23 protein-coding genes are annotated in these 25,890 nt (G+C 49.3%); 10 read left to right on the top strand and 13 right to left on the bottom strand.

What is annotated here, in order from left to right:
• The 4 genes from Q0577_RS03995 to Q0577_RS03980 all read right to left on the bottom strand — a co-directional run bounded on the left by Q0577_RS03995 (window position 1) and on the right by Q0577_RS03980 (window position 5,371).
• A complete protein-coding gene (locus Q0577_RS03995) occupies window positions 1–1,005 on the bottom strand; it encodes a 4-hydroxyproline epimerase (RefSeq protein WP_298733042.1) in 1,005 nt (334 codons plus the stop codon).
• 196 nt (window positions 1,006–1,201) lie between these two features.
• On the bottom strand, window positions 1,202–2,668 hold the full coding sequence (locus Q0577_RS03990; RefSeq protein WP_298733040.1) for an amino acid permease: 1,467 nt from the start codon (window positions 2,666–2,668) through the stop codon (window positions 1,202–1,204).
• 154 nt (window positions 2,669–2,822) lie between these two features.
• Window positions 2,823–4,295, bottom strand: coding sequence for an aldehyde dehydrogenase (NADP(+)) (locus Q0577_RS03985; protein WP_298733563.1), 1,473 nt, complete (start codon window positions 4,293–4,295; stop codon window positions 2,823–2,825).
• 140 nt (window positions 4,296–4,435) lie between these two features.
• Window positions 4,436–5,371, bottom strand: coding sequence for a dihydrodipicolinate synthase family protein (locus Q0577_RS03980; RefSeq protein WP_298733038.1), 936 nt, complete (start codon window positions 5,369–5,371; stop codon window positions 4,436–4,438).
• A gap of 225 nt (window positions 5,372–5,596) precedes the next feature.
• Between Q0577_RS03980 and Q0577_RS03975 the strand changes: the two genes are divergently transcribed.
• Both Q0577_RS03975 and Q0577_RS03970 read left to right on the top strand, forming a co-directional pair.
• Window positions 5,597–6,478, top strand: coding sequence for an AraC family transcriptional regulator (locus Q0577_RS03975; RefSeq protein ID WP_298733036.1), 882 nt, complete (start codon window positions 5,597–5,599; stop codon window positions 6,476–6,478).
• Window positions 6,479–6,592: 114 nt separating this feature from the next.
• Window positions 6,593–8,884, top strand: coding sequence for a S9 family peptidase (locus tag Q0577_RS03970; RefSeq protein WP_298733033.1), 2,292 nt, complete (start codon window positions 6,593–6,595; stop codon window positions 8,882–8,884).
• 462 nt (window positions 8,885–9,346) lie between these two features.
• Here Q0577_RS03970 and mnmD read toward each other — a convergent pair whose 3' ends face one another.
• A complete protein-coding gene (gene mnmD / locus Q0577_RS03965) occupies window positions 9,347–10,024 on the bottom strand; it encodes a tRNA (5-methylaminomethyl-2-thiouridine)(34)-methyltransferase MnmD (RefSeq protein ID WP_298733031.1) in 678 nt (225 codons plus the stop codon).
• Window positions 10,025–10,306: 282 nt separating this feature from the next.
• Between mnmD and Q0577_RS03960 the strand changes: the two genes are divergently transcribed.
• Window positions 10,307–11,005 (top strand): hypothetical protein, encoded by a 699-nt coding sequence (locus Q0577_RS03960; protein WP_298733029.1) that lies wholly within the window; start codon window positions 10,307–10,309, stop codon window positions 11,003–11,005.
• A 107-nt stretch (window positions 11,006–11,112) separates the two neighbouring features.
• Window positions 11,113–11,472 (top strand): S-adenosylmethionine decarboxylase, encoded by a 360-nt coding sequence (locus Q0577_RS03955; RefSeq protein WP_298733027.1) that lies wholly within the window; start codon window positions 11,113–11,115, stop codon window positions 11,470–11,472.
• Here Q0577_RS03955 and Q0577_RS03950 read toward each other — a convergent pair whose 3' ends face one another.
• The gene (locus tag Q0577_RS03950; RefSeq protein WP_298733025.1) at window positions 11,473–12,402 is read right to left on the bottom strand and encodes an EamA family transporter; all 930 of its coding nucleotides are present in this window, start codon (window positions 12,400–12,402) and stop codon (window positions 11,473–11,475) included.
• A 140-nt stretch (window positions 12,403–12,542) separates the two neighbouring features.
• Here Q0577_RS03950 and Q0577_RS03945 point away from each other — a divergent pair, with 140 nt between their 5' ends.
• From Q0577_RS03945 to Q0577_RS03930, 4 genes are read left to right on the top strand one after another with little or no spacing between them, the layout of a single operon-like run.
• On the top strand, window positions 12,543–13,175 hold the full coding sequence (locus Q0577_RS03945; protein WP_298733023.1) for an ABATE domain-containing protein: 633 nt from the start codon (window positions 12,543–12,545) through the stop codon (window positions 13,173–13,175).
• Window positions 13,176–13,184: 9 nt separating this feature from the next.
• Window positions 13,185–14,402 carry an NAD(P)/FAD-dependent oxidoreductase gene (locus Q0577_RS03940; RefSeq protein ID WP_298733022.1) on the top strand — a complete coding sequence of 406 codons (1,218 nt, stop codon included), beginning with the start codon at window positions 13,185–13,187 and terminating at the stop codon, window positions 14,400–14,402.
• A gap of 30 nt (window positions 14,403–14,432) precedes the next feature.
• Window positions 14,433–14,990 (top strand): YeeE/YedE thiosulfate transporter family protein, encoded by a 558-nt coding sequence (locus tag Q0577_RS03935; protein ID WP_298733020.1) that lies wholly within the window; start codon window positions 14,433–14,435, stop codon window positions 14,988–14,990.
• A 10-nt stretch (window positions 14,991–15,000) separates the two neighbouring features.
• Complete coding sequence (locus tag Q0577_RS03930) at window positions 15,001–15,507, top strand: DUF6691 family protein (RefSeq protein ID WP_298733018.1); 507 nt, start codon at window positions 15,001–15,003, stop codon at window positions 15,505–15,507.
• A gap of 51 nt (window positions 15,508–15,558) precedes the next feature.
• On the opposite strand, the gene Q0577_RS03925 is transcribed toward Q0577_RS03930, so the two are convergent.
• From Q0577_RS03925 to Q0577_RS03905, 5 genes are all read right to left on the bottom strand, one after another.
• Entirely contained in the window at window positions 15,559–15,774 is a 216-nt protein-coding gene (locus tag Q0577_RS03925; RefSeq protein WP_298733016.1) for a hypothetical protein, read from the bottom strand.
• Window positions 15,775–15,871: 97 nt separating this feature from the next.
• On the bottom strand, window positions 15,872–18,055 hold the full coding sequence (locus Q0577_RS03920; protein WP_298733014.1) for a peptidase domain-containing ABC transporter: 2,184 nt from the start codon (window positions 18,053–18,055) through the stop codon (window positions 15,872–15,874).
• Between the two features lie 11 nt (window positions 18,056–18,066).
• Window positions 18,067–19,227: an HlyD family efflux transporter periplasmic adaptor subunit gene (locus Q0577_RS03915; RefSeq protein ID WP_298733012.1), complete on the bottom strand. Its 1,161-nt coding sequence runs from the start codon at window positions 19,225–19,227 to the stop codon at window positions 18,067–18,069.
• 75 nt (window positions 19,228–19,302) lie between these two features.
• Entirely contained in the window at window positions 19,303–19,536 is a 234-nt protein-coding gene (locus Q0577_RS03910; RefSeq protein WP_298733010.1) for a helix-turn-helix transcriptional regulator, read from the bottom strand.
• Window positions 19,537–19,888: 352 nt separating this feature from the next.
• Entirely contained in the window at window positions 19,889–20,068 is a 180-nt protein-coding gene (locus Q0577_RS03905) for a hypothetical protein (protein WP_298733008.1), read from the bottom strand.
• Between the two features lie 591 nt (window positions 20,069–20,659).
• On the opposite strand from Q0577_RS03905, the gene Q0577_RS03900 reads away from it, so the two are divergent.
• Window positions 20,660–21,298 (top strand): 4'-phosphopantetheinyl transferase superfamily protein, encoded by a 639-nt coding sequence (locus Q0577_RS03900; RefSeq protein WP_298733006.1) that lies wholly within the window; start codon window positions 20,660–20,662, stop codon window positions 21,296–21,298.
• 1 nt (window position 21,299) lies between these two features.
• Here the strand turns inward: Q0577_RS03900 and Q0577_RS03895 are convergent, their stop codons facing one another.
• Both Q0577_RS03895 and Q0577_RS03890 read right to left on the bottom strand, forming a co-directional pair.
• Window positions 21,300–21,926, bottom strand: a complete 627-nt coding sequence (locus Q0577_RS03895) for a response regulator transcription factor (RefSeq protein WP_298733004.1) — start codon at window positions 21,924–21,926, stop codon at window positions 21,300–21,302.
• A gap of 52 nt (window positions 21,927–21,978) precedes the next feature.
• Complete coding sequence (locus Q0577_RS03890) at window positions 21,979–23,181, bottom strand: lanthionine synthetase C family protein (RefSeq protein ID WP_298733002.1); 1,203 nt, start codon at window positions 23,179–23,181, stop codon at window positions 21,979–21,981.
• 487 nt (window positions 23,182–23,668) lie between these two features.
• Here Q0577_RS03890 and Q0577_RS03885 point away from each other — a divergent pair, with 487 nt between their 5' ends.
• The gene (locus Q0577_RS03885; protein ID WP_298733000.1) at window positions 23,669–25,882 is read left to right on the top strand and encodes a peptidase domain-containing ABC transporter; all 2,214 of its coding nucleotides are present in this window, start codon (window positions 23,669–23,671) and stop codon (window positions 25,880–25,882) included.
• The last annotated feature ends 8 nt before the right edge of the window (window positions 25,883–25,890 follow it).

Below are 25,890 nucleotides of genomic sequence, written 5' to 3'. Positions count from 1 at the left end.
TTAGAGTACTTGCAGTCCGTATGCATAGGGATCGTCTTCGGGATCGATGGTGATGGTGTTGTAACCGTAGATCCTTGCCCATCCTTCAATGCTGGGACGGATAGCAGGCTTGCCGCCGATCGTTGTTTCCTCTTCAATGCGGCCGATGAATTTGGAGCCGATGATGCTTTCGTGTATGAACTCGTCTCCTTTCTTCAGTTTGCCTTTAGCGTACCATTGCGCCATACGGGCGGAGGTGCCGGTGCCGCAGGGAGAGCGGTCAATCGCTTTATCGCCGTAGAATACTGCATTACGTGCAGTAGAAGTGCTGTCTAATACGGCGCCGGTCCACAGTACGTGAGAACAGCCGTTAATGTGGGGGTTATCCGGGTGTACGAAAGTATATTTTTCATTGATGCGTTTACGCATTTCCCTGGCCCAGCTAATAAGCTGTGAGGCGGCATAGTGTTCCAGACCTTTAAAGTTCTGCTGCACATCTACAATGGCGTAAAAGTTACCGCCGTAGGATACATCTACTTTCAGCGGTCCCAGGTCTGGACAATCCACTTCAAGGTCTGTTGCTTCCAGGTAGGACGCTACGTTGGTAAGACGAACGCTTTTCACTTTCTTACCTTCCTGTGTATAGGTGATGGTGACCAGCCCCGCGGGCGCTTCCATTCTTACAACACCCGGTGTTTTAGGCGTGATCAGGCCTTCTTCAATAGCGATGGTGATGGTGCCGATGGTGCCGTGACCGCACATGGGGAGGCAACCGCTGGTTTCAATGAAGAGTACTGCCACATCGTTGGCAGGATCGTGTGGCGGATACAAAATGCTGCCGCTCATCATATCATGGCCACGGGGCTCGAACATCAGCCCTTTCCTGATCCAGTCGTATTCGCGTAAAAAATGGTTACGCTTTTCACTCATGTTGTTGCCTTCCAGTACCGGTCCGCCGCCGGCTACCAGCCTTACAGGATTGCCGCAGGTATGGGCATCTATACAAAAAAACGTCTTCTTTGCCACTGGCGCTAATCTTTCGAATGATCAATTATTATGAACGATGCTTTGCTACCTGCCTTACAGGTGTTCATGGCATCCGGATCATAACAAAAATATCCGAAAGCATTGAACACCGCATTGCAGGTATTGATCAAAGGTTTGCAAAAATTAACATAAATAACGGGATAACGGCACCTTACCGGGTTAAAATAGTCAACTTTTAGTCTGCCTGCGCTGTTACCGGTAATTCCTGTGCAGCAGCCTGAGACTCCTGCGCAGTACGATTTCGCTGCTTACCCCATACCAGGTAGTATACCGGGATACCCAGCAGCACCAGGCCGAGACCCGGCCAGGTAAACATAGGTTTGTAAGCCAGCAGCGCCAGGCAAATTACCGTTGCCGAAACAATATAAAAAAGTGGCAATACCGGGTAACCGAAAGCCTTGTAAGGTCTTGGCAGATCAGGACGTTTTTTACGCAGGCGGAAAATACCAATGATGGTGAGGATGTAAAAGATGAGCACTACGAAGATAACATAATCCAGCAGCTGGCCGTATTTGCCGCTCAGGCAAAGCAGGCATGCCCAAACACATTGCAGCCAGAGGGCTTTGGAGGGTACGGCGTTCTTATTCAGGACCGCCAGCTGTTTGAAGAAGAGGCCATCGGTAGCCATCGTATAATACACCCGGGCTCCGGCGAGGATCAGGCCATTATTACAGCCAAAGGTGGATACCATGATCAGCGCCGCAATAATATAAGTGCCTACGCTGCCAAAGATATGTATGGAGGCGGCTACCCCCACCCTGTCGCTGTCTGCGAAAGCGATCTCCTGCAGGGGCATTACGCTCAGGAACATCATGTTGGTAGATACGTAAATGATGGTTACCAGCAGGGTGCCCAGAAAGAGGGCCAGGCCGATATTCCGTTCAGGACGTTTGATCTCACCGGCAATAAAAGTTACATTATGCCAGGAGTCGCTGCTGAACAGTGTGCCAACCATACTACCGGCAATACCGCCTAGTATGGCCAATCCTGCATAAGGCACTAAACCTTCCGGCTTCAGCTGCTGTAAGGTGAACGCCGTTTGCCAGTTGGCCTGCCATACGTCTTTACGGGCCGCCAGCAGCAGTCCGAAAATGATCAGGCCAAACAGCGCTGCGATCTTGGTAAGGGTGAAAGTGGTTTGGATCAGCTTTCCTTCCTTAACCCCCAGGGTATTGATATAAGTCAGTAGTACAACGAGTAAGACAGAGGTGAGCTGCGCCGCCGTGAGCTGCATAAATCCCAGGTTGGCCAGCACATTTTTCTCGCTTAGTACGGGAAAGATGTAGGCGGCGAACTTGGCAAAGGCCACGCCTACTGCGGCGATGGTACCGGTTTGTATCACGGTGAAAAAGCTCCAGCCGTAGAGAAACCCTACCAGCGGGTTAAAAGCTTCCTTGAGGTAAACATATTGTCCGCCTGCTTTGGGGAACATGGCGCTGAGCTCTCCGTAGCTCAGTGCAGCCGTCAATGTTAGTATGCCTGCAAGCAACCAGACCAGCGTTAGCCAACCTGCTGAACTGACATTTCTTACAATATCTGCGCTGACGATGAAGATACCGGAACCGATCATTGAGCCGGCTACAATCATGGTGGCGTCCAGCAGGCCGAAAGACCGCTTGAAAGATGTTGGTTGATCTGACATAAACTTTGTTAGGGTTTGAGGTGTGAAGTTTGAGGTTTGAGGTTCGTTAGAGGTTAATGGTTACAGACAGGTCGTTCGGCCTGGATAACAGTTTTGAACTTCAAACGTGTAACGAACCTCAAACCTCAAACCTCAAACTTCAAACCTCAAACTATTAATTGATAGCGTCTTTTGTAAACTCACCGTTCACCAGCCTCCAGATCCCTGAAGGATTTTCATTCTTCAGCGCATCGGGTAACATAGCGTTGGTAAATCCCTGGAAACATACGGGACGTACCCAACGTTTGATGGCGCTTGTACCCACGGAGGTGAAACGGGCATCTGTTGTAGCAGGGAAAGGGCCGCCGTGTACCATGGCATTGCATACTTCCACACCGGTGGGCGGCGCGTTGAGGATAACGCGGCCTGCCAGCGTGGTTTGCAGCGCAATGATATCGCCATTAGCCGCTACATCGGCTTCCGTACCTACAACTGTAGTGGTGAGCTGGCCTTTCAGGCTTTTCAATACCGTTTTCAACTCCTCCTTGTCTTCGCAAACAATGAGCAGGGAAGACGGACCGAATACCTCTTCGCTCAGGAGATGGTTGGCCAGGAAATCCTTTGCTGTTACACTGGCCAACGCCGGGAAGGCTTCCATTTCGGCAGGGGCCTGGGAAGACTCGCTGATCAGCGTTACACCCTGTTGGGACAACAGCCGGCTGCGGCCCTGCTCATATGCCTGGTGAATACCTGCATGCAGCATTTTCTGTGGCGCACATTGTGCAATGGCTTCGCCCAGCAATGCAGCAAACTGCTCCTGCGCCTTGCTGCGGATGGCCAGCAACAAACCGGGATTGGTACAGAACTGTCCCATGCCCAGCGTAACTGATCCGCCGAAGGTTTGCGCCAGGGAGGCCGCATTCTTTTCGAGGGTGTCTGGCAGGAAGACCACCGGGTTTACGCTGCTCATTTCCGCAAACACCGGTATAGGTGTTTCCCGCTGATTGGCATAGTTAAATAATGCTTTTCCACCCTGGAAAGATCCGGTAAAGCCAACGCCTGTAATGAGCGGATGCGTTACCAGGTCTTTGCCTATGTTATTGCCGGGTGCAGCTACGTGCTGTACGGTGTGCTCCGGCATTTTTGTTTTGCTGATGGCCGCCTGTATGGCACCAAACACCTTCAGGGAGGTGGCCTCATGAGCCGGGTGACCTTTGATCACCACAGTTGCACCTGCCGCCAGTGCACTGGCAGTATCGCCGCCTGCCGTGGAGAAGGCGAAAGGGAAATTACTGGCGCCGAAAACCACTACTGGTCCAACGGGCAGCAGCACTTTACGGATATCAGGCCGTGGTGGTGTGGTGGCAGGGTTGGCTGTATCTATTACCGCTTCTGCCCAGCTGCCTTCCCTGATCAGGCTGGCAAAAAGTTTCAGTTGATTGGTAGTGCGGGTTAATTCACCATTCAGGCGCGCCGGCGGAAGATTGGTTTCCTGTCCGGCGATCGCTACCAGTGATTCGCGAAGACCTTCCAGTTCTTCAGCTATTGCTTCCAGAAAACCAGCCCTGCCAGCGGCGGGTACCAGTTTATAGGCTTCAAATGCGGCAGCGGACTGCTGCATAACTATATCCACATCTGTCATGGTAATGGCTTTTAAGTGTTTAAAGGTTTAAGCGTTGAACGTTTAAGCGTTTGAAAGTTTAAAAGTTTGAAGGTGATCTGCAAATTATCAGGCTTCAAACTTTCAAACTTCCAAACAGCGAAACCCAAACTTAATACTTTCAAACATCAATTTACACCTTCCAGCTTACCTATGGAAAGGTAGTCGGGCAGTTCGGGCCTGTTGGCCAGCGCTGTATTAATGATTGATAAGATACGTTCGCGCTCTTCGCCTACCAGGGTGAGGCGGGGCGCCCGTACATATTCGCTGCCCAGCCCGGCTTGCGTTTCAGCCAGTTTGATATACTGTACCAGCTTAGGATGAAGGTCCAGCTCCAGCAGTGGAAGGAACCAACGATAGATCTCCAGTGCTTCAGCCATGCGGCCTGCTTTTACAAGGCGGTAGATCGCCACGGTTTCAGCCGGGAAAGCACATACCAATCCGCCTACCCAACCGGTGGCGCCCAGCACCATTTCTTCGAGGGCCAGGGTATCCACACCGCACAGTATTTTGAAACGGTTGCCAAAGCGGTTGATCATCCGGGTAACGTTGGATACGTCGCGGGTGGACTCTTTCACAGCCTGTACGTTTTTAAATGCAGCCAGTTGCTCGAATACATCCAGGGTAACATCTATCTTATAATCAACCGGGTTGTTGTAGATCATAATAGGAAGGTCGGTAGATGCTGCTACGGCTTTAAAGTAAGCAGCTGTTTCCCGCTCGTCAGTCTTGTAGCGCATAGGTGGCAGCAGCATCAGTCCGCGGGCGCCCCAGACCTTTGCCTGTGCAGCCAGTTTTACCGCTTCTGCGGTGGAGCCTTCTGCTATGTTCAGCACAACGGGTATTTTGCCTGCAACCTTTTCTACGGTATATTTTACAAGCGTTTCCCTTTCTGCATTGGTCAGCGTACTGGCCTCTCCAAGGGAACCACCCAGGATAATACCATCTATACCGGCAGCAATTTGCGCATTCAGGTTCTTTTCAAAAAGCGGCAGGTCCAATTCGTCATTGGCCGTGAACTTAGTGGTGATTGCAGGAAATATCCCTTTCCATTCAATAGACATATTACACAAATTTTTGTCAAAAATATCTCAAACCCGAGTGGCTTACATGCCTGATTATAATCAATTATTACCTTATATTAACCTGTTTTCCCAAGGGATGAGGTAAAATTTGTAATATTGGGCCAATAGCCATCCTGTTATAAATGTTGGACCATGGACTATTGACCATATACAAGCAATTATCAACCATCGACGCAAATGAAATTAATGTAAAGGGAGTAATTTATGAAAGTGCTACAATTCACTATTCCTGTGCCGTTAGATAAGAGTATTATTGTGCAGAAGGATGTCCTTCCTCATTTTTACCCACACCTGCACAGGCACCAGGAGGTACAGCTTACCTGGATACAGAAGGGCGAGGGCACACTGGTGGCTGATAACAACATGCACGCTTTCCGCTCTAACGAGATCTACTGGATCGGGGCCAATCAACCGCATATCTTTAAGAACGAACCTTCTTATTTTCTTCCAAAGAGCAAAAAGAAGATCGTTGCCTGGATGATCTTCTTTAATCCTAACGGACAGTTGGCATCGTTCTTCAACCTGCCCGAACTGAAACTGCTGAAGAATTTTGTGCAGCAGCACCAGTCCGGCTTTAAGTTACCGCCCCAACATGTAACGGAAGTATCCAACAGGATGTTGCGTATTTCGCAAAGCTCAGGCGCCGATCAGCTGATGCATTTTATAGATATGCTTAAGCTGATGAGCGGCTATCCCCAGCTGACACCGCTGAGCTCCGGCAATAAAACGCCCATGTTCAGCGAGCATGAAGGTATCCGCATCGGCAATATCTATAACTACATCATGCAGCAGTATGACAAACCTATCACGCTGGAAGACGCGGCCCGCCAGGCGCATATGACGCCACAGGCTTTCTGCCGTTTCTTCAAAAAACATACGCTGCACACGTTTGTATCATTCCTCAACGAGGTACGTATTAACGAAGCATGTAAAAAATTAACAGACGGTGCTTATGATAATATTGCCACGGTAGCCTACACCTGCGGGTTTAACAGCATTACCAATTTTAACCGGGTGTTCAAAGGCGTTACGGGCCAATCTCCCAGCGATTATGTAAACAGCTATTTCCAGAATGTAGAACATTAAAATACTGTTTGAAAGTTTAAGCGTTTGAAGGCGACCTGCATATATAAGACGCATTCAAACTATCAAACTTTCAAACGCCTGAACCTTTAAGCCCTACAATTTAAAACATACTTTATGCAAACTTTCTCTTATCGCCGCTCCTTCGGGCAGTTGTCGCTGCTATTCCTGATGATGGTTCTTTGCGGACGGCTGCAGGCGCAGGGCACTGCAGATGATTATCGCAGGGCCAATGACTGGAACAACATCATCAGGAATAAACTGTACTATGCCCCTTACAATGTCAACTGGATTGGAGAAAGCCACCGTTGCTGGTATTATCATCAGACTCCCCGCGGTAAGGAGTTTATTTTGGTGGATGCAGACAAGCGAAGCAAGCAGCCGGCCTTTGACCATGAGCGGCTCGCCAAATCCCTTACGGCATTACTCCAGCGCCCATATGAAGCCTATGCGCTGCCCTTCAGCAGTATCAGCTACAGCTTTAACCGGGATACCCTGCACTTCAGCGTTGGCGATACTCTTTGCCGCTGCCTGCTTACTGATTACAGCTGCCAGGTAGTAGCGGAAGGGAAAAAAGACAAAAGGCCGGACCGGTATTGGGGCGCCGCAAGGGATGAGCAGTCCAACGACCCGGAGCCCTCACCAGACAGTAACTGGGTAGCCTATATTAAGAACTACAATGTTTATATCAAACACCGCAAAACACAGGCTGAATACCAGCTGAGCTATGACGGTGCGGAAGGGGAATTCTATTCTTCCTATATAGTATGGTCGCCCGACTCTAAAAAACTGGTAGCCAATAAAGTAAGGCCAAACAAGAAACGACTGTTGTACCTTATCTCTTCTTCCCCCGATGACCAGCTGCAGCCAAAGCTTAGCACCCGTGATTACCTGAAACCGGGCGATGCGTTGCCCGTTAAAGTGCCGCAGTTGTTCCTGGTAGAGGGCAGGAAACACATACCGCTGGACCCCGCGCTTTTCAATCAGCAATACAGCCTTACCGACCTGGCATGGAGAAAAGACAGCCGTGCATTTACGTTTGAATACAACCAGCGTGGGCACCAGGTATACCGCGTACTGGAAGCAGACGCTACTACCGGTGCGATAAAAGTATTGGTGGAAGAAAAAAGCCCGACCTTTATTGACTACAGCAGTAAACAATTCCGCTATGATGTGAATGATGGCAAGGAGATCATCTGGGCATCTGAGCGGGATGGCTGGAATCACCTCTATCTTTATGATGGAAAAACCGGGCACGTAAAGAACCAGATCACCAAAGGTGATTGGGTGGTACGTAACGTGGTGAAAGTGGATGAAAAGGCCCGCACCATTATATTCGCCGGCAGCGGCCGCGAAAACGGACAGGATCCTTACCTGATCCAGTATTATAAAACAGACTTCGAAGGAAAACACCTGCAGGCGCTTACCAGTGAGAATGCCCAGCATACCGGCAGGTTCTCCAACGATTACCAGTACTTTACAGACAGCTACTCCCGGGTTGACATGCCGCCGGTTACCGTACTCAGGGACGCCAGCGGGAAAGTGGTGATGGAACTGGAGAAGGCAGACATCCAGGCTTTACAGCAAACGGGATGGCGTATGCCAGAGGTGTTCTCTGCCAAAGGCAGGGATGGGAAAACAGATATCTGGGGTATCCTGCTCCGGCCTTCCAATTTCGACCCCAGCCGTCAGTACCCTGTAATAGAATATATTTATGCAGGTCCGCACAGTTCGTTTGTGCCTAAAGCTTTCCAGGCCAGTTACCGCGGCATGCAGGAATTGGCTGAGTTAGGCTTCGTTGTGGTACAGGTAGACGGTATGGGCACCTCCAACCGCTCCAAAGCTTTCCATGACGTTTGCTGGAAAAACCTCAAAGATGCCGGCTTCCCCGACAGGATATTGTGGATGAAAGCGGCCGCTGCTAAATATCCTTATATGGATCTTACACGTGTAGGCATTTACGGTACTTCAGCCGGCGGACAGAACTCAGCGGGTGCAGTATTGTTCCACCCGGAGTTTTACAAGGTAGCCGTCTCTTCCTGTGGCTGTCACGATAACCGCATGGATAAAATGTGGTGGAATGAACAATGGATGGGGTATCCTGTTGGTCCGCATTATGCAGAGTGTTCCAATGTAACCAATGCCTGGCGCCTGCAGGGCAAACTCATGCTGATACTGGGCGAGATGGATGACAACGTAGACCCCTCGTCTACCCTGCAGCTGGTGAATGCACTGATAAAAGCGAATAAAGATTTTGAGTTTGTGATGGTACCGGGTATGGGGCACTCTTCCGGTGGAGATTACGGAGAGCGGAAAAGAAGGGATTTCTTTGTGAAGAACCTGCTACAGGTAGCGCCGCCCGCCTGGAATGAACCTAAAGTAGAAAGTAAGATGTTGGGGAGTAAGTAGAAGGATGGATGTTGGGATGGTATGGGGCTTTATCCGCCGTTATCAACGGGTCTTCATCCGCCGTCATTGCGATGAGGCGAAGGCTTTAGCGGGTTGGCCGCGACGAAGCAATCTTTTAATTTACATTTAAGGGTTAAAAAGATTGCTTCGGCCTCGCTGCCAGCAGCAGCGACTCCACACGGCCTCGCAATGATGGTGGATGAAGACCCGTTTGCCAATTAGAGTTCACCGCTTAAAAGATTATTTCGGCCTCGCGATGACGGCGGATGAAGACCCGTTTGCCAATTAGAGTTCACCGCTTAAAAGATTATTTCGGCCTCGCGATGACGGCGGATGAAGACCCGTTTGCCATTAAAATGTACCAGAAAAAAAACATTAATTCACCTCCCAATGACGGCGGATGAAGACCCGTTTGCCAAGTAAAATTTACCACTAGAAAAATTGCTTCGGCTTAAAAAATTGCTACTTCCTCACCGCCCTTACGATCTCCCTTTTCCCCGGCGGCCCGGGCAGTTTCTCCACCATAAATCCAGCTGTCTGCATGGCCCTGCGCACCACGCCTTTACTACAATAAGTAACCAGCGCTCCTCCTTCGTACAGCCGGGCATACAGCTGCTCAAACACAGGCTGCGACCATAGCTCAGGCTGGGCAGCCGGATCAAAGGCATCGAAATAGATGAGGTGGAACGGCTGCTGCGCCGGGCTTTCCAGGTATTCAAAAAGGGATTGCTGTTTTTTATGAAGCGTAAAGAGCGGTGTTACCCGTGCATCCACACCCCAGGGAGCAGCGTGCAGCGCTTCCAGCGGGCAGTATTCGCCGGCGCTGTTTAACAAAACATTATAATTCAGCAGCTGCACCTCAGCAGTAGAAAGGGGGTATAACTCTACCGTTTCATAATATACTTCCTGACGTTGTGCGGCCGCCTCCTGCAGTGTAAGCATGGCATTAAGGCCTGTGCCGAATCCCATTTCGAAAACCCGCAGCACCGGTTGGGTACCCGGCAGGGACTGTAACCCTGTGCGGATAAATACGTGCATGCTCTCCTGTATGGCGCCATGTGTACTATGATAAGTAACCTGTAAACCAGGAATAGCAAGGGTATGCGAGCCATCTGCTGTAATGCTTATATGCCGTTCCATGATGTAATGATAAGTTAACGCACAGCCATACACTGATAAAAACGTGTGGACATAGTCAACAAATTACGCTACCTGTGGGGGCTGGGTCTACAAATATACGGGTATAAAAAAATTCACATTTTTATTTTGTCCTCGCTGAAACGCCCTATTTACAGAGGGATTGCGGCGTTTTAACAATTCTTTTTCAATTTTCGCAGGGTTTTTGCACTTCTGACTACAAGAACAAAACAAAATATGGTTCACACTTTATTTTTTATCAGTTAACCATAAAATTGAAAGACTATGAGAAAACAAATGTTGAAAATTGGCCTTATTGCAGGCGTTGGAGCACTGGTGCTCACACAGGTAAATGCTAAGGGTATCATAAGCTCAGGCAATTCTAATCGCGACACAGCAACTCTTGCTGCTGACACTGCCTTTCTGAAAGGAGACACCGCTTTTCTGAAAGATACTGCGTTCTTCGCAGTCGATACCGCCGCATTCGCAGTAGATACTGCTCTTGCAACGGATACCGCTGCATTCGCAATTGATACAGCTGCATTTAAAATGGATACAGCTGCATTTAAAGTGGATACTGCTGCATTCGCAGTTGACACTGCCGCTTTCGCAAAAGACACGGCAGCTTTTGCAATGGACACCGCTGCTTTTGCTGCACCTGACACCGCATTCTTTAAAGACACTGCGTCTTTTGCAGTTGACACAGCTGCATTCAGAAAAGATACAGCATCTTTCGTAAAAGACACCGCTTCTTTTGCAAAAGATACTGCTTTCTCTTTCCGTAAAGACACAGCAGCTATGCGCGATACTTCCTTATTTATAAAGGATACTGCTTCCTTCGTAAAGGACACTGCTAATATGCGGGACACTGCCGTGATCCGCGATACTACCGCCACCCGTGCAGTAGACACCACAGCAAGTAAAGCAATACATGCTAAACACAAAGGAGCGAAACCAGCTAAAGACACCGCTCAGCAACAGTAACCTGTAAGAGGTACCTGTAGCACAGGCGAAAAAGGTATTTTCCACCGGAAAGGCAGTGCATAAACACTGCCTTTTATTTTTTAAATACCTTTACAAAAAGCTTTCACGTGATGAAAAATCTTGCCCCTGACATTTTCCGCAAAAGACTCCAGGTGGAAGGTTACTTCACTATTGAAGTGAATGAACAGACGCTGATTGATTTCTTTGCCTTTATTACTTCCCACCTGTCGCTGAAAACCTATGGCCAGCCTATTGTACATGCCACCAGCGGCGCCGGGAAAGATGAGAACCAGGGGTACGATGCATTTGTGCCGCTGATCGACTCCGGCATATACATCGCCATATGGCAGCAGCAGCAATTCCTCTCTCTTATTATTTATACCTGTAAAGATTTTCCTGAAGACAAGGCAATAGCGCTTACACAATCCTACTTCAAAGTAGATACCGTAGCCCACTCCCTGTTCTGATTACGCAGCTTTCAGTTTGTAGTTGGGCACATTGGTTAACAGTACCCCTACCAGGATGACCAGCAAGGCCATTACCTGCAGGAAAGAAATATGTTCATTGGCAAATGCCCAGCCAATAAGCACGGCAACAACCGGGTTTACATATGTATGGGTGCTTACCAAAGCAGGCGGACGAATGGTGATCAGCCAGGTAAATGCCATATAGGCCACCAAAGATCCCATGGTAATAAGGTAAAGCAAACCTCCCCAGGCAGCCACAGGTACCTGCTGGATGGAAAAGCCAGACCACTCCCCGTTCAACCCGGCTATCCCCCCGCTGAAAAGGCCCGCAGCTAAAAGCTGCAGGCCGGTTGTCATGGTATTAGAATGGCTGTGATTTACTTTATTACGTGCATACAGGGAACCTATTACCCAGAATATAGCGCCCGCCAGCAATACAAGGTTGCCTGTTAAAACCATGGCGCCATCAGTTGATGCAGGGCCGTTTCCGCCCGTATAATGGAAGAACAGTACAATACCTGCAAAACCAACCACCAGGCCAAACAGTACCCATTTATTGGAGAAATATTCCGCCCACTGCTTTTTGTCTAACAATACAAAGAAGAAGGGCTCGGTAGCCATAATAATGGCAGCATATCCTGAATTAACGTACTGCTCTGCCCAGGTTACCAGTCCCGTACCACCTACCAGCATCAGAATACCGCTTATAGCCGTATTGCCGAGGGTGGCCTTACCAGGTAATTGCTCGCCGCGGGACAGGCACCAGGCCAGGAGAATACCTCCCGCAATAATTCCCCGGAATGCCGTCAGCACAAATGGAGGAAACCCTTTCAGTCCGAAGGCAATGGCCAGGTAAGTAGTACCCCAGACAATATAGATAGCCAGAAAAGCCAGTATCACCAGCACCTGCGAAGCTTGTTTCGATTTCATGTACGTGATTGTTAATACTACAGTTACAAAAGGCCAATTACCAACAAAATCACTTTTGCCGGTATAAATCTACACATTTAATTCATACCACCAAAAGTTATTTTACCGGTAAAATTTACGTACCTTTCCCTTAACAAGTTATGAGCAAGGAGAGAAATATAGACACCCTGCCCCTGGATGGCGGCGTACTTTGCTTTGATTTCATCAACACCGTACATTCCTGGAAGGAGGCAAACCAACATGAATACCTGGACAGCTATACAGCCCTGGTACAATGGAGCGGTAAAGTGGAGATACTTTCCGCCCAAAAAAGAAAACAACTTCGTCAATATGCTTCCCGGCACATTGAACCGGCAGGGAAGGCGCTGGAAAAAATAAAAGAAGTGCGACAGCTGCTCTACGAGCTGTTTGCTGCCGTTGCCGCCGGCAATATCTCCACGCTGCCTGACAACCGTTTACATACCTTCAATACAGTGCTGTCAGCCGCGCTTTCTCATATCAGGTTCAGTAAGAGCAAGGCCTCCCTTGAACAAAGCTGGGAGGAAAACGATACCGATCTGCTACAGCCTTTATGGGTGGTCATGAAATCGGCTTACGACGTATTAACAACTGAAGATCCGCAAAGGATCAAGGAATGCCCGGCCTGCGGATGGATGTTCCTGGATCAGACCAAGAACAATAAGCGGCGCTGGTGCAATCCACACTCCTGTGGCAGCATCGAGAAAACGAAGAAGTACTACCAGAAGAAAAAACAGGAAACCGCTAACGTTTAGACAAGATCCATGGATCAGGCAGATGTAATTATCATAGGCGCCGGCGCCGCAGGACTGATGGCCGGCAGGGAGTTAATAAAAGCCGGCAAAACCGTGCTGCTGCTGGAAGCGCGCAACCGAACAGGCGGCCGGATCTGCCAGCATACCGGTGCGGAGTTTGTTCACGGCAAACTGCCCATCACCCTCAGCCTGTTAGAAGAAGCAGGGATACCCTACTATCCCATTCCCGACCCGGATATCGACATGCCTCACTGGAATGACTTCGTAGATAAATTAAAGGCATTGGAAGACGACATGCCGCTGCAGACCTTCCTGGAGCAATATTTTCCCGGTGACCAATATACCTCCCTGAAGGAAACCATCAAAAACTTCGCTTCCGGCTACGATACTGCCAATCCTTACGATGCCAGTACACTTGCCATGCGGGAAGAATGGCTGGCGCCAGAAGAAACAGAATACCGCATTGCAGGCGGATATGACCTGCTGGTGGCTTACCTGGCCAATAGCATTACAAAGGCAGGTGGCCATATTGAGTTGTCCGCTGTCGTGAAGGAGATCCACTGGAAACCAGGACATGTAAGGATCGTCACCGATGATGCAAAAAGTTATACCGGGCGCCAGGCGTTGATCACCGTGCCACTGGGTGTGCTTCAGGCTCCCGATACAGCAAAAGGCAGCCTGCAATATTTCCCTCCCCTGCCGGATAAGCAGGAAGCCTTTCATAAAATGGGAATGGGCGGCGTAATAAAGATCCTCCTGCATTTCCGGGAGGCATTCTGGGAACGGTCCAACACCGCATTTCCCCAACCGCTTACCTTCATCTTCTCGGCAGAAGCCGTTCCTACCTGGTGGACGCAGTACCCGGAAAAATCTACACTGCTCACCGGCTGGCTGGGCGGCCCTGCCGCCAAAATGCTGAAAGATGCCAGTGACGAAAGTATCCTGCAAACGGCATTGACTTCACTGGCCAACATCTTCCGTATACATACCGCCACACTGCAATCCCTACTGGAAAATGCAAAGATCATTAACTGGACGGCCGATCCGTTTACACGCGGATCATACTCATACGCTACCGTACACACGAAAACCGCTCAGCCGGTTGTAAGCACGCCCGTAGCAGATACCTTGTTTTTTGCAGGTGAAGGCTTATTTGAAGGTGCTTCAATGGGAACAGTAGAAGCCGCATTGGTAAGTGCCAGGGAGACAGTGAAAAAGATGTTGTAAGATAAAAATGCGAACATTTAAACATAACATATGCCTGAACTACTGACACAACCCTGGCCCTGGTATGTAGCCGGACCGCTGATCGGGCTCGTGGCGCCTGCCCTGTTACTGCTGGGCAACAAATCCTTCGGGATCTCCGCCAATTTCCGTCATGCCTGCGCTGCCTGTATCCCTGCCGGGATCCCCTTCTTCCGGTACGACTGGAAAAAGGAATCCTGGAACCTCTTTTTTATCCTGGGCATTACTGCAGGAGCTTTCATTGCCACACAATGGCTGGCCAACCCGGCGCCCATCAAAGTGGATCCGGCGCTGGTTGCCAGGCTGGAGACGCCTGGCGTCAATGACTACAGCCGGATAGTACCGCAAGATCTCTTTAGCTTCTCCTCCCTGCTAACGGTACGGGGGTTCATCATCATGGTGGCGGGCGGCTTCCTGGTGGGCTTCGGCGCCCGGTATGCAGGCGGCTGCACCTCGGGCCATGCCATTACAGGACTCGCCACCCTGCAGTGGCCATCACTGGTAGCCACCTGTTGTTTTATGGCAGGTGGATTCCTCACTGCCAATATTATCCTTCCGTTTATCCTTTAATGTTATGATTATGTCAGACGTGCAACTATTGCTGAAAAATACAGATGCAGAAGTAAGGTCCCTGGATGCCAATACTACAACACCAATTACATCCACCCCTTTGCGCTGGCAACTGCTGCGGTATATAGCGGCAGGTATTCTGCTGGGAATTGTTTTTGTAAAGGGAGAGATCATTTCCTGGTTCCGTATACAGGAAATGTTCCGTTTGCAAAGCTTTCACATGTATGGGGTGATCGGCTCGGCAGTTGCCGTAAGCGCGCTCGCCATCTGGCTGATCAGGCGTTTTAACATCAGCACGGTGGATGGCGAAACGATCACCATCCCCACGAAGTCGTTTCATAAAGGCCAGGTGATCGGCGGGCTTATCTTCGGTTTGGGCTGGGCACTGACAGGCGCCTGTCCGGGGCCCTTCTTTGCCATGATAGGTACCGGCGCTTTTGCCGCAGCCATCATGATACTCAGCGCGATTGCAGGCACCTGGGTATATGGATTACTAAGAGAAAAACTACCGCATTAAGAAGCAGACGAATAAAAAGGCCAGTAGCTGTTACTGGCCTTTTCTTTTGGTCTACTTGCCGGGAGGCGTTCCTACAATAGCAGTGATCAGCTGCTTAAGGAAAGGCACTCCGGGTGTAGCTACATCCAGCAGGTTAAGTACGGCGCCCCATAAGGCCCACCATACACCATCAATAATGCCGCCGCCATTGGCAGCTTTCATTTCCTGCGTGTTCATTTCTGTCAGACCATAATCTGACAAACGGATCTGATCCAGGTTTGTTTTCATAATGGATATGTGTTTGGGTTAAGAAGACATGGTTCCTGTATTCATGGTTTCCGGAATATTTATGTTATGATTGGTTTTTCAATCAGGTCTTATATACTCAGGCAGAGATCATTCCCTGGTGGTGACTCCATAATTTTGCATACACGGTATTCCTGGCCAGCAGCTGGTCATGTGTGCCTTCCTCCACCAGTGCACCATCCTGCAGCACAACGATCTTATCAGCATTTACTACCGTACTTAAGCGGTGCGCGATCACGATAATGGTTTTACCGGCGTTTCGCAGGTTTTGCATTACATGCTGCACGTAAAGGTCAGAAACAGGATCCAGCGAGGAAGTGGCTTCGTCCAGGATCAGTATTTCCGGGTTCCGGTACAATGCGCGGGCTATGGCAATGCGCTGACGCTGTCCGCCGGACAGGTTTACACCATGTTCTCCCAGTAGCGTATTAAATCCATCAGGAAGCTTTTCAATGAATTCGAGGATACCCAGTTGCTGCGCAACGCTGAGCACCTGCTGCATGTCCGGTTCAAATTCGCCAACAGCGATATTCTCTGATACCGTTCCTGAAAAGAGATCAATCTGTTGGGGCACCACGCTGACTAAACTGCGCAGGCTTTCGTGCTGAATATAGCGGATATCGGTATTGCCGATGGCAATGTTCCCTTCCTTCAACGGATAGATATGCTGCAGCAAAGACATCAGGGTAGATTTACCGGACCCGCTCTCTCCTACGATGGCCGTTATCCTTCCTTTTGCAAGCAGCAGGTTAAACTGCCGGAACACTTCCACCCTTGTGCCGTAACTGAAGCTGACATTGTTAAAAGTAATATCCCCGATCATATTGGGTTGCAGCACTACTTTTTGTGTGGTCTCTTCCCTTTCAAGATCCATGATCTCGAACAGGCGGTCTGCCGCGATCAGGGCATCCTGCATGCTTTTGTTAGCGGTGATCAGTTCCATGGCCGGGCCGGTGAAATACCCCACTAATGCATAAAAAGACAGGAGCTCCCCCGGGCTCAGCTCCCGTTCTATCACAAAAACGGAACCTATCCACAGCATAATGATCACAAAGGCGCTGGTAATAAAATTGGCGGAACTGCCAATATAGAGATTGCTGACAGCAGAACGGTAGATGGTTTGCAGTAAACGGATAAAGCGGTTCTCCGTTTTCATATTGGCATATTCTTCCAGGCCAAAGCGCTTGATGGTGGACACTGCATTTAATGACGCTACCAGCTGACTGCCCAGTTCTGCGTTATCTTCCATCAGCCTGCGCTGCAGTCTTTTATTCACGCGGTTGCTGACCTGGTAAATAACCAGGTATACTGGAATGATGGCCAGCATGATCAACGCCAGTTTCCAGTAATACGTGAACATAAGGGCAAAAGAGAATATAACGATGAAGGTGTTCACCACCAGTGTAAGGGCCACGTCATTAATAAACACCCTGATCTTTACCGCATCATTGATACGGGAAGTGATCTCACCCACACGCATGGTATCAAAGAACTGCTGCGGTAGTGTCAGCAGGTGCTTGTAATATCCCAGTATCAGGCGGGCATCCAGCTGTTGCCCGGTCTTAATGGCAAAAATGCTTTTCAGGTTACCTACAAACAGCTGCAGCAGCAGGATCAGCAGCATGATCACCCCCAACAGGTTCAACAGGTTCCTGTTGCCGTCTACCAGTACATTGTCTACAATCTTCTGTACATAAATGGATGTAGAAAGTCCCAGCACGGTATATATCATTGCGCCGAACAGCGCCTGGAAGAGCACCGAACGGTGAGGACGCAGCAGGTACCAGAAGCGTTGCAGGTGTGACACCTTTTCATTGCCCGGTTTAAAATCGTCTTCGGGCATCAGCAGTATCAGTACGCTGGTCCATATTTGTTTGAAATCCTCATGTGTTTGACGGTGATAGTCGCCGTCTATCGGATCCATGTACACCACATGTTTGTCCGTTACCTGGTAAATCACCACAAAATGCTGCAATGCTCCATTGATGATCACGTGGGCAATAACAGGCTTGGGTACATTGGCCAATGCTTCCAGCGGTCCTTTTACCCCTTTGGCCTGAAAACCGAGCTTCCGGGCAGCCTCTGTCATGCCCAGCACATTAGTGCCTTTTTTATCGGTACCCGCATATTGGCGGATACGGGCTACCGGTAACTGCAAATGATAGTAAGCAGCCACAGATGCCAGACAGGCAGCGCCGCAATCGCTGATATCGCGCTGCTTAACCCGCGCGCTACGTTTCAAACCAGCAGAGGTATTCGCCATAGGGTTCCGGTTCAACTTTTTACTTCAGGTATACCTTTCCTGTTAGGGTTCATCCAGTCATCGGTTTTATCATACAGTAGCTGAAACAGGCTACGTCTGGTCAGGATAAAGCGGGCCTGGAAAGTCATTCCTTTCTTCAGGCTTCCTTTCACGCCTTTGCTGGTGCGCACTTCCGTGGCGGCAAAACGGCATTTCACTTTAAATACGGGTTGATCGTTCATCAGCACAAAGTCGTTCTCAACAGACTGTACCCCCCCTTCCACCAATCCCCATTCATTATAATTAAAGGCGTCAATCTGGAACTTCACGGGCATCCCGGCATGCAGGTAGCCAATATCTTTGGGTGTAACATAACATTCTGCCACCAGGTTGGAATCAGGGGAGATAATGCCCAGCAGCTCTCCCGCCTGCAAATAACCACCGGCGTATTTACCACTGAATTGCTGCAGGGTACCGCTTACCGGCGCTTTGATAATGTTCCATTCCTTCTCCTGTTCCAGCTGCCGGGTATCAGCATGCAGGCGACTGCTTTCTTGCCGCAAACGGCTCAGCTCTTCCTGCCAGGCGCTACGCTGTTGTTGCACGGTAGACTGGTAAGCTGCCTGGCTTTTTACATATTCATACTGGCGGTCGGCAAACTCTTTTCTGGCGATCACTTTTTCCCTGAAGAGTTTTTCATACATCTCCATGTCGGCCTTCAGTTTGTTGACGGTAGCCAGCTGTTCGTTTAGTGTGGATTGATAACGTTGATACTGTTGCTGATAGAGGGCTGACTGAAGACCGCGCCCACCCCCGGCGGCGAGTATGGTAAGATCATGTATATACTTTTCCCGCTGGCCCAGCTCCCAGGAATTCTGCTGCAGGCGGCTGTTGCTCACCTCTTCCTGCAGTCGCAGTATCTGCTGTCCTTTTTCCACTTTCTGTCCGTCTGTCACCAATACTTCGGCAATGGTACCGGCCACCAGGTTACGCAGCTCATGCTTTTCCGTAACCGGGCGTACCAGTCCGCCCGCCTGTACCGAAACATCTACTTTAATAAAAGGCAATGCTATGAGTGCGGCAAGTACGGCCACCAGTACCGTCAGGTAGATCAGCTGCGTTCTTACTTTCACCCTGGGCAACCAGGTATAGGAAGAATGCTGCATTACTTCTATTGGAAATAACTGAGGCATGTTGTGGTTTATAGATCATGACAATATTGACCGGACCGGGTTACGCTATCATTGGTCCGTATGGCTGCCGGCCTCTCAAACGTGCTTCACTTCTGCCAGCAGCTCTGTGGGGGCGATATCCAGTATGCGCGCAACCTCACAAAGCCGGTCTACGGTCATAGGGATCTTTCCCGTTTCGAGTTTACTGTATGCATTCTGGGATATGTCCAGATGGGCGGCCATGTATTCCTGGGAATACTCTTTCATTCTACGTAAATGCCGGATAAGGACTACAACTTGCTGGGTGCATCTTAGTTTTCTACCTTCCATACCAACGCAAAATTGATTAATAGGGTGTTGAATAGTGCCTGGATGACTATGCGCATTGAGTCAGACAGGGCGCTAATCCTGGTTAGTGATAGCTATATGACTATATTAACGGGCAAACCGCGTCTATGGATTGCAGGAGCTACAATTTTCCGTTATTTCCCGGTGGAAGGCACGTAATAATAACTGGATGCGGCAGCAAAACATGAAAGCGTCCGGCCCATTTAAGAACCAGGACGCTTTGAGCCTGATGCATGCTGTCTTCACCACAGCACATAGATCAATAAGCTAAACAATGATACCGATTACAACAAATAGGAAGTTACATTGTCGCGGGAAATCTCCCTTCGCCAGACTAGACGAGGAAATCGATCAGGTTCTTCAGGGTACCGCCTACACCGCCAACGGTGCCGGGCAGGTTTTGCAGCAGGTTGCTCAAACCTGTAACAACATTGGTTAACAGTCCGCCGCCTTGCACTTCGCTTAATTCTGCAGGGGATAATTCAGTCAGGTTTTCCATCGGAAAGTTTTTCATAGATCAATTTTAAACAGGTTACTTTTAGGCCTACTCTATTCAAAGCTTTTCGGCTGCCGCTTATGAATGAAAGTTGCAAAAAATAACTATGTCAAACAAAAACCTTGAGTTGTAAATTATAGCTGATGGGTTTATGAAAACGATGGACAACCTGCTAAAACGTGTGTATGCAGGGATGAGATGGTATTAATATCTTTATATTTGCGCGCTTACAAAGCACATCTGTCAGCTTGCACGATACATCTGTCAGCTCGCACAGTACATCTGTCAGCTTACATGACACATCTGTTATCTTACATCGAACATCTTTGATCTGTCACGATACATCTGTCAGCTTGCAACGCACTTCTGTCAGCTTACATGACACATCTGCTATCTTACATCGAACACCTTCGATCTGTCACAATATTTCTGTCGTCTTACATCATGCCGTGGTTATCTGTTATAATATTTTTGCCGGCTTTCAACAAAATGCTGCCCTCTCACAATAAGACTTGCTCCGATAATTTAAAATTAAATTTTATGTGAATTTTTACAACTTTGCATAACGAAAGCAAAACATACGTTCAAACAGCTCAATTCAAGTACAGCATGACCGGGACGATCTATTACGCCACTTATCCTATGCCCTTAGCCTCCGCCACTTTCGAGGCTTTGCTGCAACGATTGCCTGCATATATGCAAAAGAAAATAGGTCAGTTCAGAAGATGGGAAGATGCCCATGCCTCCCTGCTGGGCAAACACTTGTTATTGACCGCTCTCAAAGCGCATGGCAGCAACGCCTCCCTGCTTGATCTGCGTTACAGTGGTTTTGGAAGGCCCTACCTGGAAGGAGGTATTGACTTCAATATTTCGCATGCGGGCCGGATGGTAGCCTGTGTGGTAAGTCCGCAGGCCCGTGTAGGTATCGATGTGGAACTGATCAGGCCTATTGAGCTGGATGATTTCAAGGGACAATTTTCCGACCGCGAATGGAATATTATTAAAACCGCCGCCAATCCCCTGCAGACCTTTTACCGCTTCTGGACCTGCAAGGAAGCTGTTCTTAAAGCAGACGGCAGCGGGTTAAGCACCGCGCTTACCGCGCTGGAAGTAGCCGATAAAAAATCCGTAATGCTGGAGGGCCGCAACTGGCACCTGCAGGAGATCACTGCTTTCAGGGATTATGCCTGTCATGTAGCCACTGATAAAAAAGGACTGGCGTTAAACGTAGAGGAAGTAAAATTCTGAGCTACTTCACCAGCTTATGCTCCATCGCAAAGCGGATAAGCAGGGCGGTATTCTTCACATCCAGCTTAGCCAGGAGGCTTTTCCGATGGGTATCTACGGTAGCGGAACTGACAAATAGCTTCTCCGCTATCTCGGGGTTGGTATATCCTTCCGCTATCAGCTGCAGCACCTCTTTTTCTCTGCGCGTTAAGGGCGGCAACAGTTTTTTTGCGCTGCTGCTTTCCTTTCTTGCTGCATGCCCGGCCTCAAAGCAAAGGTATGTTCTGCCCTTGTTCACTTCGTAGATGGCCTGCAACAGCTCTTCCTTGTCTGCATTTTTGATCACATAACCGCTGGCGCCTTTCTCCATCATGGCATTGATGTAGTGGCCTTCATTGTAAGAGCTGAGCGCGAGCACCATTACCCCGGGATGTTTGGTTTTGATGGCTTCACAAAGCTCAATGCCATTTATATCGGGCAGACCGATATCCATCAGCACCACATCTGCCGTATTACCGGCAAAAAAATCAATACAGGATTGCCCATTTGTGGCATACCCGGCCAGTTCAATTTCTTTTTCATTGCTAAGCAGGGATCGCAAACCTTCGAGGACGAGGGGGTGGTCGTCAGTAATAAATACTCGGATCATAATAGTATTGTCTGTTTCAAATCTACAAATAAGGTCCCATTCCCGCAACCGCTCAGGAAAGCAGCAGGCACCTGTCCCATGCGGCGGCCTTCTCATCAAGCGCAGCCATCAGCGCCAGCCCGATCCCGGTGACGCCTTCCAGCAGGTTAAAAGTGTTGATATAACCGTTCAGGGTGTGTGCCTTAAACCCCGCCGGACCATCCTTCCAGGCGCCCAGCTCAAAGGTCTGGTCCAGCCATCTATCTGCCCCTTCCTGTAAACGATCATCCCCGCTGGCAGTGTAAACCCGCCGGTAAATATGTGCAATACCCATGCTGCCGTGGCACAGCCCCGCGTCTCTGACCAAACCGTTCTGGCTGTCCCGCTGCGATAGTGTATAGGCCAGGATATCTACCGCCTCTTTCTTCCAGGCTGCTTTCTCCAGCCTCACACCGGTATTCCAGAGGGTAATGGCAATACCCAGGTCTCCATAACACCAGCCTAAGCGGCTTTGAGGGCTGCCGATGGCGACATTGTTACGTGTAACCATGGTAGGGAACCAGGAATTAGCATTAGCTGCGGGTTCGTTCCTGGTAGACAGCAGCCATTGCATGCCCTTTTGGAGCAATGGAAGGGCCCTTTCCGCGAAGATCCTTTTTTCATACAGCATACCCAGCACCGCGAGGATAGCGGGCACGCCATGGGCCAGGCCCAGGTTATAATGATCTTCCGTATTATCTTTCCTCACAAACTGGTCTTTCCAGCTCACACCGGTCTCCAGCACAATGGCCGCCTTTTCCAGCGCTGTAACCAATGCTTCCAGTGCAGCCATTACAGCCGCGTTCATGGGCCTATCCAGGAAGTATAATGCCGCCCCCAGGCCCTGGTGCAGGAAATCGTAATGCTGCTGTTCCAGTTCTCCCTGCAGGTACTGTAGCAAGATCTCGTCAGTTTCTCCAAAGGCATCATCTATTTCCCCCTGTTCAATAAAACCCTCGTTAGTTAAATGCTGCAGGCACCAGGCAATACCTGCCACACCGCTGCAATGAGAAGCTGTCAGCGCCTGCTCCGACAGTGCGTGTGTCATCTTTTGTAATACCTGTTGCAAGCGGCGGAGGTGCTGCTGCTTTCCACTTAGGCGGTAATAGTAGGCATAGAACAGGGCGCAGCCGCTGTAACCGCTTAACAGGCCCGGGTCTTTTTCCCGGCTCATAAAATAATTCAGTGTGCTGTTGATCTCCTCCAGCTTCTTATTAATGGGTAATGAATAAGACATAAACAGGATGTTCAATTGTTACGAAATGCAAAACACACTTCAAATACATGAAGTGTGTTTTGCCTGGCTCGCTGTGTTTCCTTACAGCGTGCGGCACTGGGCGTTGATATCACTCGCACAACAGGCATCGGCACATACGCTTCTTTTCGTGAAATCGATAGGTAAACCGCCTTTCACCATTTGCTGGTCGCTTTACTCAGGCTGGCAACTTTAATCTTTCCGAGGGTTAACTTTTTGGGGCTTTGCTTTTTCATGCTAATGACTGCTTTTGTAATCTTAAAAAGCAGTAAAAACTTTTGCGTTGGTGGTTAAAAAATCAAATTGACATGACAAAGGTATACCCGGCACATAGGCATCCATCTCACCGGAAAAGGTGATTTTTTAAACCTGTCTGTAAATTTTTTTTTCCGCTTCCGCGAAAAATCACCTTTTCCGGTGAGGTGGCAGAAGCAGCGTCCATGCTACATTCGCGGTTGATCTTTTATTTATGCGTTTCCCCATATACAAACAATTAGACAGCATGGATTGCGGCCCCACCTGCCTGCGGATGATCGCCAAACATTATGGCCGCAATTATTCACTGGATAGTCTAAGGCAGATGAGCCACATGACCCGGGAAGGTATCTCGCTGTCGGGTATCAGCGAAGCTGCTGAAAAAATAGGGTTCAGAACACTGGCTGCGGCGGTGAGTTTTGAACAGCTGGACAAAGAAGTTGCGCTCCCCTGTATTATTCACTGGAACCAGGAACATTTTGTTGTAGTGCCCCCTCAGAACTATGACAGCAGCCGCGCTAATGATAAACTGCTGATTGCCGACCCGGGCCACGGTTTGGTAAAGGTAGACAAGGCCTCTTTCTTACGAAGCTGGGCCGGTAAAAATAACGGACAGGGTATTGTATTAATGCTGGAACCCACACCTATGTTCTACCAGCAGGAGGATGAAGCTGCCGCAGCAGGTGGTTTCCGGTTCCTCTTCCAGTACCTGCGGCCCTATCATAAATATATCGGGCAGCTGGTATTGGGCATGTTGCTGGGTAGCCTGCTTGCATTAGTGTTGCCATTTCTTACACAAAGCCTGGTGGACTACGGCGTGAATTACCAGAACACCGGATTTATACAGTTAGTGCTGGTGTCACAACTGGTTTTGTTTATCGGCAGCACCGCGGTGGAAATGATCCGTAGCTGGATACTGCTGCATATGAACAGCCGTATCAATATGTCTATTATCTCCGACTTTCTTTCAAAGCTCATGCAGCTGCCCATCCGGTTCTTCGATGCGAAGATGATAGGCGATATTACCCAGCGGATCAATGATCATGGCAGGATAGAACAATTCCTTACCACGCAAACGCTGCACACGCTGTTCTCATTTGTAAGCCTGTTGGTATTCTCTGTAGTATTGGGCATCTACAGCCTGAAGATCCTGTTTATTTTCCTGCTTGGCAGCGCCTGTTCCGTATTATGGATCCTTTTCTTTTTGAAGAAGCGAAAGGAGCTGGATTACAAACGCTTCCAGCAGCTGAGCAATAACCAGAACAGCCTGTATGAGCTCATCACGGGCATGCAGGAGATCAAACTGAATAACTGCGAAACCGCTAAACGCTGGGAATGGGAGCGTATACAGGCAAAGCTGTTTAAACTAAACATCAGCCACCTTGGCCTGGAACAATACCAGCAAACCGGCAACCTGTTCTTTACACAGCTGAAAAATATTCTCATCTCCTATATAGCCGCAAAAGAGGTGATCAACGGAAATATGACGCTGGGCATGCTGCTGGGTGTAAGTTATATCATCGGCCAGATGAACAGTCCCGTAGAACAGCTGCTCACCTTCTTCCGCTCTGCACAGGATGCGAAGATAAGCCTGGAACGGCTGGGCGAGATCCACAATCGTGACAATGAAGAACCGGCGCAAACAGCCGGCAGCTATGCGCCCGGCCCGCTGTCATCTCCCCTGCAGGCCGGAGACATCCGCCTGGATAAACTGTCTTTCCAGTATGCAGGACCAGACAGTCCCTTTGTGCTCAAAGATGTAAGCCTTACCATCCCGGAAGGTAAAGTAACCGCTATCGTAGGCAGCAGCGGCAGCGGCAAAACCACCCTGCTGAAGCTCTTACTACGGTTCTATGAACCTACGGGCGGCAGGCTGCTGATCGGCAACACGGAATTACAAAGGCTTTCTCCCAAATGGTGGCGCAATCAATGCGGAGTGGTGATGCAGGAAGGATTTATTTTTTCTGATACCATTGCCGGCAATATCGCCGTTGGAGATGAAAGGATCAATGAGCGCAAGCTGCAGCATGCGGTGAAAGTGGCCAATATTGAAAGCTTCATACAGCAACTTCCACTGGGCTATAACACCAAAACAGGCAACACAGGCAACGGTATCAGCACCGGGCAGAAACAACGCCTGCTCATTGCCAGGGCCGTATATAAAAACCCGCGTTATCTCTTTTTTGACGAAGCTACCAGCGCACTGGATGCGAACAATGAAAAGATCATCATGGAAAACCTGCAACAGTTTTACCATGGCAAAACAGTGGTGGTGATCGCCCACCGGCTCAGTACCGTAAAACATGCAGACCAGATCATTGTGCTGGAACAGGGCCGCATTGCTGAAGTGGGCAACCACCAGACCCTTACCAAACTAAAAGGAAGATATTATGAGCTGGTGAAAAACCAGCTGGAACTGGGAGACTAAAACTTTAC

Source organism: uncultured Chitinophaga sp., assembly GCF_937898475.1.
Taxonomy (GTDB): domain Bacteria; phylum Bacteroidota; class Bacteroidia; order Chitinophagales; family Chitinophagaceae; genus Chitinophaga.
This window is presented reverse-complemented; position numbering and strand designations above follow the sequence as displayed.